This window comes from Gloeocapsa sp. DLM2.Bin57 (genome assembly GCA_007693955.1).
GTDB lineage: Bacteria > Cyanobacteriota > Cyanobacteriia > Cyanobacteriales > Gloeocapsaceae > Gloeocapsa.
Genome location: RECR01000027.1, coordinates 1 through 9,280, shown reverse-complemented (window position 1 = coordinate 9,280; position 9,280 = coordinate 1). Strand labels below are relative to the sequence as shown.

At 39.4% G+C, this 9,280-nt stretch carries 9 protein-coding genes; 6 read left to right on the top strand and 3 right to left on the bottom strand.

Annotated features, from left to right (window positions below):
- Positions 1-87 precede the first annotated feature (87 nt).
- Positions 88-1,497 carry a serine/threonine protein kinase gene (locus EA365_00820; protein TVQ48928.1) on the bottom strand — a complete coding sequence of 470 codons (1,410 nt, stop codon included), beginning with the start codon at positions 1,495-1,497 and terminating at the stop codon, positions 88-90.
- Between the two features lie 130 nt (positions 1,498-1,627).
- Here EA365_00820 and EA365_00815 point away from each other — a divergent pair, with 130 nt between their 5' ends.
- Positions 1,628-3,466 (top strand): chromosome segregation ATPase, encoded by a 1,839-nt coding sequence (locus EA365_00815; protein ID TVQ48927.1) that lies wholly within the window; start codon positions 1,628-1,630, stop codon positions 3,464-3,466.
- Here the strand turns inward: EA365_00815 and hypD are convergent.
- Together hypD and EA365_00805 are read right to left on the bottom strand one after the other, a co-directional pair.
- Positions 3,452-4,585, bottom strand: a complete 1,134-nt coding sequence (gene hypD, locus EA365_00810) for a hydrogenase formation protein HypD (protein ID TVQ48926.1) — start codon at positions 4,583-4,585, stop codon at positions 3,452-3,454. The genes EA365_00815 and hypD overlap by 15 nt on opposite strands.
- On the bottom strand, positions 4,582-5,562 hold the full coding sequence (locus tag EA365_00805; GenBank protein ID TVQ48925.1) for a gfo/Idh/MocA family oxidoreductase: 981 nt from the start codon (positions 5,560-5,562) through the stop codon (positions 4,582-4,584). Before EA365_00805 ends, hypD begins: the two co-directional genes overlap by 4 nt.
- Positions 5,563-5,728: 166 nt before the next feature.
- Here EA365_00805 and EA365_00800 point away from each other — a divergent pair, with 166 nt between their 5' ends.
- From EA365_00800 to EA365_00780, 5 genes are all read left to right on the top strand, one after another.
- Positions 5,729-6,022, top strand: a complete 294-nt coding sequence (locus tag EA365_00800) for a ferredoxin (GenBank protein ID TVQ48924.1) — start codon at positions 5,729-5,731, stop codon at positions 6,020-6,022.
- A gap of 83 nt (positions 6,023-6,105) precedes the next feature.
- Positions 6,106-6,843: a sulfite exporter TauE/SafE family protein gene (locus EA365_00795; GenBank protein TVQ48923.1), complete on the top strand. Its 738-nt coding sequence runs from the start codon at positions 6,106-6,108 to the stop codon at positions 6,841-6,843.
- 4 nt (positions 6,844-6,847) lie between these two features.
- Complete coding sequence (locus EA365_00790) at positions 6,848-7,264, top strand: YeeE/YedE family protein (GenBank protein ID TVQ48922.1); 417 nt, start codon at positions 6,848-6,850, stop codon at positions 7,262-7,264.
- Entirely contained in the window at positions 7,261-7,674 is a 414-nt protein-coding gene (locus EA365_00785; protein ID TVQ48921.1) for a hypothetical protein, read from the top strand. The genes EA365_00790 and EA365_00785 overlap by 4 nt, the downstream gene beginning before the upstream one ends.
- 3 nt (positions 7,675-7,677) lie before the next feature.
- Positions 7,678-9,195 (top strand): UbiD family decarboxylase, encoded by a 1,518-nt coding sequence (locus EA365_00780; protein ID TVQ48920.1) that lies wholly within the window; start codon positions 7,678-7,680, stop codon positions 9,193-9,195.
- Positions 9,196-9,280: the final 85 nt, after the last annotated feature.

Sequence of the window (9,280 nt, the reverse complement as noted above, 5' to 3'; positions counted from 1 at the left end):
TTAAAAACTTATGTCAATAACCAGAGTGAACCACTGTAAGCGCGATTAAGATAGAGGCTCAAGAATATCTTCTTAATAACTCTTAGCTCAAAACAATCTTAATAATAAACTATATATTAAACGAAATAGTGTGGTCATAGCGATCGCCCCTGCTGCTACTAATAAGGGGACAATGATCACAATGAATTTATCCATATCTGCTAAACTTTGATGTAAAGGCGAAATAAACCATACCAAAGCTAAACTAATTACAGCAATCACCACAAAGTCCCATTTCTCTACCACACGGAAAAAGACAGTAGCAATTAAGACCATCGCAGTTACTCCTACAGTGATCAAACTAGTTAGAGGGGCAAAAAAACTAGTTAAAACAATTAAAATTAAGGTGCTTTCAAATCCCACAAAACCTGCGCCACTGATTAATTCTATTAAAGAAAAACTTGGTCGAGATGATCTAGGTGGTCTAGGTGGTCTAGGTGGTCGAGGTGGTTGAGTTTCTCCAGATGATCCAGATGATCCAGATGATCCAGATGATTTAGCTGGTTCTGGTGTTCGAGGAGGAGAATTAAGGAGATAGAGAACTTCTTGTGCGGATTGAGGACGATCTGTAGGGTGTGGTTTTAACATAGCCTCAAGTATATTATAAAAGCGATCGCTAATTTGGGTATATTGACGCCAATTTTTCCAGCGATTATCGTAAAAATCGTATAAATCCCGAGAATCCTTACCAGTGAGTAGGTTGACACAAGTAGCCGCTAGGGCGTATAAATCTGTACAAGGGTAAACAGGATCTCCGGCCATTTGTTCTGGTGGAGCAAAACCTTGAGAATAGATACCTGTAGATGATTTATGTTCAGGAATACCAGCTTGAGTGGTTACTTGTTTAACCGCACCAAAATCTAATAAATACAGTTTTTCTTCTTTACTTCTAATAATATTGGATGGTTTAATATCTCGGTGAATAGAGTTATTCTCATGGATAAATTGCAGAATCGGCAGCATTTCTCTTAAAAAATCTATCGCTTCTGCTTCAGAAAACGTCCCCTTAGTGGCTAATTCTTGTTCGAGAGTTTCACCATCAACAAATTCTTGTACCAGATAGAAAAACTCCTCATTACCTACTATCAGAGGGAAAAAAGCGTATAAATCGGGGATTTGCTGGTGTTTTTTCCCTAATCTTTCTAAAACCTCTGCTTCTCTATTGAATAATTCCCGAGCTAATTTTAATTCTGCAGGTCCAAAACTATCAGGAGGTTGGAATTGTTTAACCACACATAAACGCTTAGTAGGAGTATAGCGATCGCGCGCTAAAAAAGCTGCCCCAAACCCACCTTGACCTAATAATTTTTCTGGTATGTAACGACCTGCTAAAATCAGTGGCATACCACAAGTAGTACAAAATTTTTGGGAGACTGTATTTAACTTAGTTTCGTCACTTAAATCAGGGAAAAAGTTATTAGGGTTACCACAATGAGGACGAGTACAATATATTTTCATCACTCAATCAAAATAGATTGCTTTAAATGTAGCATAACACATCAAACAAGAGAGCAAAATCAAAAAATCTCAAATTTTGGTAAACTAAATCAAAAACTAGCAAGTATTGTGGAAGTGAGTGGGTAAAACAATGAGTCAATTTTCAACCAATCAACCAGAGATTAAACCAGAAAAAAGCCCAAGAGATTATACCTTAACTATTTTTTTAGTTTTGGCTAGTTTAGTTATGGTTGCATCTGGTGCTGTAGGTTTTATAGCAACATCTATGTTGTTAAAAACACCTCGGGCTGAATCTTGTCCTCAAGTTTTTTCCCCTTTTGCTTCTGCATCAATGCGTTTATATTGTGCTCAATTAGCTAGTGAAACACAAACCGTCTCGGGATGGGTAGAAGCTATTACTATGGTTAAAAGTTTACCATCTAATCACCCCCTACGCCCAGAAATAGACCGCAATATAGCCTTATGGGTACAAGGAATTATCAACGAGGGAGACAACCTCTTTCAACAAGGTAAAATAGATGAAGCTGTTACTTTACTAGAGCAAATACCCCGAGAAGACTCGGCTACTATCCTAGTTAAAGCACAACAGGAAAAATGGCAATCAATTTGGCGAGAGGGAGAAACCAAACAAAGACAGGTTGAACAATATATTGCCACTCGCAATTGGAATCAAGCTTATCGAGAAGCTGCTCAATTGACTACCGTAGAAAATCGCTATTGGTCAACTGTACAATATGAAGTAACCCTCAATAGAATTCAATCTGCACAAGCAGAAAGCTCTAAACTAGAATCAGCTTATGTTCTTTTAGAAACGGGAGAATTAGATGATTTACTCACAGCTATCGATGAAGCAGACAAAATAACTGAGGATAGTTTAGCTTATCAAGAAGCTCAAGAATTAATTAGTACAGCTAATAATGAAATAGTTAAATTTATTCAAGCTAAAATAGACCAAAGAGATTGGGAAGGTTTAGAAGCAGCTCTCGATAAAATTACTCCTGAAGATAAATTTAGTGATACTTTCCAAGATTGGTCTCAGTTAGCTCAAGCAGGAATAACCGCTAATCAAGGTACAGTAGAGAGTATCTCTGAAGCTATTACCCTAGCATCTCAGATAGAAACAAGAAGTTCTGTTTATTATGAAGCCCAAAAATTAGTTAATCGTTGGGAATTAGAGGTAAAAGACGTAGAAATTCTCGCCGAAGCTAGAAATTTAGCTAAATCAGGAAGAAAAGAAGATTTAACGGATGCTATCTCTACCGCTAGTAACATATCTGCCTTTAACCCTCGTTATCAAGAAGCTCAAACCGAAATTAGTAACTGGAATCGTCAAATTCAAATTATTGAAGATCAACCGATTTTAGAACGTGCTCAGCAATTAGCTAGGGGTACTACTTTAGAGGCTTGGCAAGAGGCGATCGCCCAAGCTAATCTAATTAAACCTAGTCGCCCTCTCTATTCTGAAGCCCAAAAGGTGATCGAACAAAGTCGTTACAATATCGAGATTACCCAAAATCAACCTCTCTTGGATCAAGCTACTCGTCTAGCTAATCAGGAAAATTGGACAGAGGCGATCGCCCTTGCTAGACAAATTCCCCGTGGTAGAGCACTATATACTGAAGCACAAGAGCAGATTAATCTCTGGCAAACACAAATTGACGCTCAAGATACCCTCGCCCAAGCTTATCGTTTTGCTGCTACTAATCAGGTACAAGATTTGATTAAAGCTATTCAATTAGCTAATCAGATACCTAACCATACTTCTGTAGCCTCAGCTAGTCAAGAAGCGGTTAAACAATGGTCTGAACAATTATTAGCGATCGCTGAAGATACCGCTAATTATGATCTAGAACAAGCGATCGCTATTGCTAATAACATCCCGAGAAATAGTTCTGTTTATAACTCTGCGAGAACTTATATGGAAATTTGGCGTAAAAGAAAATCTCGCTCACCTTTAGATTTCTTTTAATAATGCTTTTGCATTTAGCCGGGGAGTGTCAATGCAGCGATAACGATAATAAGCAGCACAAGCACCCTCTGAGGAAACCATGGGCGCGCCGAGGGGGTGTTCTGGTGTACATTTATGACCAAAAGCGGGACAATCGTGAGGTTTTTTCCATCCTTGCATAATTTCACCGCTGATACATTCACTGGTTGTCTGTGGGGTTGGGGTGGTTAAAACTGATCTGAATTTAGTAACAGCGTTAAATTGTTGATAAGTTGGGGCTAATTCTAAACCACTAGAGGGGATTTTACCAATACCACGCCAAGTTCTGTCGGTGACGATGAAGACAGATTTAATCAGTTGTTGGGCTGGTTGATTGCCTAAATATTGCACTGAACGACTATACTGGTTCTCACATTTAGCTTGATTGGCTTCTAGTTGTTGGATACACAGATAAATACCCTGGAGAATGTCTAGGGGTTCAAATCCTGTTACTACGATGGGGACTTGATATTTAGCGGCGATCGCTTCGTATTCTTGGTAACCCATAACCGTACAAACGTGCCCCGCAGCTAAAAATCCCTGTACCTGACAATTAGGAGAGTTTAAGATAGCACTCATCGCCGGAGGTACTAAGACGTGAGAAACTAGAAGGGAGAAGTTATTAATTGTTTGTTGTTTAGCTTGATAAACCGTTAAAGCGGTTGCCGGGGTAGTGGTTTCAAAACCAACAGCGAAAAAAACTACTTCTTTGTCTGGGTTATTTTTGGCTATTTCTAAACAGTCTAGGGGTGAGTAAACGATGCGAATGTCTCCCCCTGATGCTTTAATACTGAGTAAGTCTGTTTCTGTACCAGGTACGCGTAACATATCCCCAAAGGAACATAAAATTATTTCTGGTAACCCGGCAAGTGCGATCGCCTGATCGATTAGTTCTTGTGGTGTTACACACACTGGACAACCAGGACCATGGATAATGTTTAATTCTGGGGGTAAAAGTTGATCTAGCCCATATTTAACTATAGCGTGGGTTTGTCCTCCACAGACTTCCATGATTGTCCAAGGTTGGGTTTGGGTTTTGGCGATCGCTTGGAGATATTCTTGGGCTAGTTGGCGATCGCGATATTCTTCTATATACTTCATACTAAGTTAATAATCTTCCCGCTCATTGCTGATTGACGTGCAGCTTCAGCTACTCTAAGTGCATAATAACTCGCTTCTGCTGTGGTATATAGTGCTTTGCCTTCTAGCAGATAATCTAACACTAAGAGAGTATCTAGATTAAATAACCCGCGTCGTGAGGCTACTTCTATAGGTGTTTGACTATCTGAGGTGATCAGACTTCCTGCTTCTCCTTTAAAGACTAAACTACCGCGATCGCCGTATAATTCTAGGTTACGTTGGGCTTGATGAATAGTTTCTCCCTTACCATAGATTATGTTAGCAATTAAACCTTGTTTAAACCTTATTTCTGCTGTACAGAAGCAACCGCGATCATAATCCCTTGCTGAACTTTCCCAATAGCGATTGTGACAATTGACGCTAGCTACTTCCCCGAATAAATCGATAAAGCGAGTAATTCTCGAAAGTGCACCAATCAAAGGAAATCCGAACATTTCCCGATGATATGTCCAGCGCATGGGTGCAGGATTTTGAGGCACTATTGTACTATAGCTACCATAATAAACTTCTCCAATGGCTGAGAGATATTTTTTAATTCCTTGATGAACTCCTCCTAGTAACTCTATATGTTCTACGTGCAGTAATTTATGATCTTCTTTGGCTAAATTAATTAAAGCTTCGGCTTGGAGAGGTGCTAAAGCTAAAGGATATTCTACCACCACGTGTTTACCTGCGGCTAATGCTCCCTGGGCGATCGCCCCATGACTAGAGTTAATATTACAGACAAAAACCAAGTCTATCTCTGGATTGGCTACTAATGCTTGCCAACTGTCAACCGTAGATATACCATAAGTTTGACTAAATTTTTGAGTAGATTCGGGACTATTACCGACTACAGCTAATAATTGAGCACGTGGATCAGCTTGTATTGCTTCAGCGCGTTTAGTTGCTGCGTATCCTGTACCGACAATACCGACTTTGATAGGGGTTTGCACCATCTGATAAGAGCTACCTATTTTGACCTAGGTTTTATCTTATTATATAAGCAAAACTTATTCTAGATTTAATTGTTAATTTGATTGCTAATGCTGCTTAAAAAGAGTTACTTTTTCCCCTAATATCAATTTATGAACCTGCCGTAATTTTGATAAAAGAGGAAAACACATGGCAACTTATAAAGTTACTCTCAAAACTCCTGATGGAGAACACACTATAGAAGTTCCTGATGATCAATATATTCTTGACGTAGCTGAGGAACAAGGCTTAGATTTACCTTATTCTTGTCGCGCTGGTGCTTGCTCTACCTGTGCTGGTAAACTAGAATCTGGCACTATCGATCAAGGTGATCAATCTTTCTTAGATGATGATCAAATCGAAGCTGGCTATGTTCTCACTTGTGTAGCTTATGCTACATCTGATTGTACAATTTTAACCCATCAAGAAGAAGAACTGTACTAATAACTATTCGCTATAATAATAGCTAGTTTCCTAGGACCTTTGACTCTTAAAGGTTCTAGTTGTTTTTTTTATCTGTGTAGAATATGATAGTTTGGTTAACCTTAACAGGGTTTCTCGGTTGGTTGATAAGTAGTCTAACTGGGGGGGGAAGTCCGCTGATTCTGATTCCCGTACTCAGTTGGTTTGTAGCTCCTACAGCTATTCCTCCGATTATTACCATTGGGATGTTATGTGGTAATGCACACAGAACGGTACTTTACTCGCGACAAATTGACTGGGCGTTATTGTGGTGGTATTTACCAGGTGCAGTAGTCGGAGGATGTTTAGGAGCGTTTTTATTTACTAGAACACAAGCAGATTGGTTAATGCTGATCCTAGGTTTATTCCTAATCATATCTAGCTTAGCTAGTAGTTTTCCCAAAGCGCAAAAAATATTTACAGTACAACCTTGGTATTTTTTAGCAGGAGGTTTTATTTATTCTTTCTTATCAGGGTTATTGGGTAGTATTGGACCATTGCTTAATATCTTTTACCTGAATTATGGTTTAGATAAAGAAGAAATGCTCGGCACAAAATCTACTCATATGATAGTAGTGCATATTATTAAATTGATTACTTATGGTGCTTTTGGGGCTTTGAGTTGGTCTCATTGTAGTTATGGTTTATTAATTGGATTAGCTGCATTACCTGGAAATTGGGTAGGAAAACAAATATTAGAAAAAATGACCCAAGCACAGTTTAAAAATGTGGTCTTAGCTTTTGTAGCCCTTAGTGGGGGTATGATTTTATGGCAAAAACGCAGTTTATTAGCGATTTTCTAAGATAATGGAACTAAATTGGATTAGCCCTTTAATAGGAGGGATGTTAATTGGTTTAAGCGCAACCATATTGCTATTATGTAATGGTCGCATCGCGGGTATTAGTGGGATGATCAATGGTGCTATTACCTTTAAACCAGAACAAGGATGGCGTTGGATTTTCTTGCTAGGAATGATTCTAGGAGGGTTAATCTATGAGTATCTGTGGACGGATCAACGAACCCCACCCTCAACTTTTTCCCCCTGGTTAATGCTAATTGGGGGATTTTTAGTGGGTTTTGGTACTAGACTAGGTAATGGGTGTACTAGTGGTCATGGTGTCTGTGGTTTAGGTCGTCTTTCTTTTCGTTCCCTGATAGCTGTGATTACTTTTATGATTACAGCAATAATTACAGTGTATGTCAAAAATTGGTTGTTAGCATGAAAAGATGGCTTTTGAGTTTATCAATAGTACTAATGCTTACAGGTTGTTCAGGACCTACACCTTCTTTGGGTTTTGCTCCAGATGGTACAATCATCAATAAGGCGATCGCTTTGGCTTTAGAACAAACTCAAGCCTCACTTTCAGAACAGTTGACCACAAATTTACCAACAACGGAGATTAGTAATATTAATGTAGATGAACTTGAACCTCTCTATGTAGGTAAATTACCCACTTATCATCTACGGGGAACTTATGTTCTCAAGTTACAACTATCAGAGAACAACACCGAAAAACAAACCAATGAATTTGATATTTACGTTCAAAGACAAATAGAAGGGAAAACCTGGCGATTACTGAAAAAACAACCTGATCGTGAAGAATGGTTTAGTTATAGTTTAGAGAAATATTAACCGATGGCAAGAGATTTACGCAAATTTATCGAGATTTTAGAGCAAAAAGGTCAACTACGTCGCATTAAAACCTTAGTTGATCCTGATTTAGAGATAGCGGAAATCTCTAACCGAATGTTGCAAGCGGGAGGACCTGCTTTATTATTTGAACAAGTAAAGGGGTCTGCTTTTCCTGTAGCGGTTAACCTCATGGGTACAGTAGAGCGTATTTGTTGGGCGATGAATATGGAAAAACCCGAGGAGTTGGAAACCTTGGGGAAAAAGTTGGCGATGTTGCAACAACCTAAACCCCCTAAAAAAATAGCTCAAGCGCTCGATTTTGGTAAAGTCTTATTCGATGTACTCAAAGCTAAACCGAGTCGGGATTTTTTCCCTCCTTGTCAACAGGTAGTCATTGATGAGCAGGATTTAGATTTAAATATACTCCCGTTAATTCGTCCTTATCCTGGGGATGGGGGGAAAATTATTACTCTCGGATTGGTGATTACTAAAGATTGTGAGACCGGTACTCCTAATGTTGGGGTATATAGACTGCAACTGCAATCGCCTAAAACCATGACGGTACATTGGTTATCCGTTAGAGGTGGGGCGAGACATTTACGTAAAGCTGCTTTAGCAGGGAAAAAATTAGAAGTAGCGATCGCCCTAGGTATCGACCCCTTGATTATTATGGCAGCGGCTACCCCAATTCCCGTAGATTTGTCTGAGTGGCTATTTGCAGGGTTATACGGTGGTTCGGGAGTAAAACTAGCTAAATGTAAAACTTTGGATTTAGAAGTCCCTGCAGATGCAGAAATAGTCTTAGAGGGAACAATCACTCCAGGGGAGGTATTACCCGATGGTCCTTTTGGCGATCATATGGGTTATTACGGTGGTGTGGAAGATTCCCCCTTGATTCGTTTTCACTGTCTGACTCATCGTCAAAACCCCGTTTATCTAACTACTTTTAGTGGACGTCCTCCTAAAGAAGAAGCGATGATGGCGATCGCTCTCAATCGTATTTATACTCCTATCCTCAGACAACAGGTAAGCGAAATAGTCGATTTTTTCCTACCCATGGAAGCTTTGAGTTATAAAGCGGCGATTATCTCTATTGATAAAGCTTATCCAGGTCAAGCGAGACGAGCTGCGTTAGCCTTTTGGAGTGCTTTACCTCAGTTTACCTATACTAAATTCGTGATTGTGGTAGATAAAGATATTAATATCCGCGATCCTCGTCAGGTAGTTTGGGCGATTACTTCTAAGGTTGATCCTTCTCGGGATGTGTTTATCTTACCAGAGACTCCCTTTGATACCCTGGATTTTGCTAGTGAAAAAGTGGGTTTAGGTGGACGTATGGGCATAGATGCTACTACAAAAATAGCACCAGAAACCGACCATCCTTGGGGAGATCCTCTAGTTTCAGATCCTGATGTAGCGGCTATGGTAGATAGACGTTGGGCTGAATATGGTTTAGATGATCTAGATTTAAACTCAGTAGATGCTAATCTATTTGGTTATGAAATGGGGAAGAAGGAATGAGGTTTTAATTACCCTAGTCCTTTTTTCTTAGCTAATACACCATCTAGCCAACGTTTTTCGTTTGTACCTTTGGGGTATAATGCTG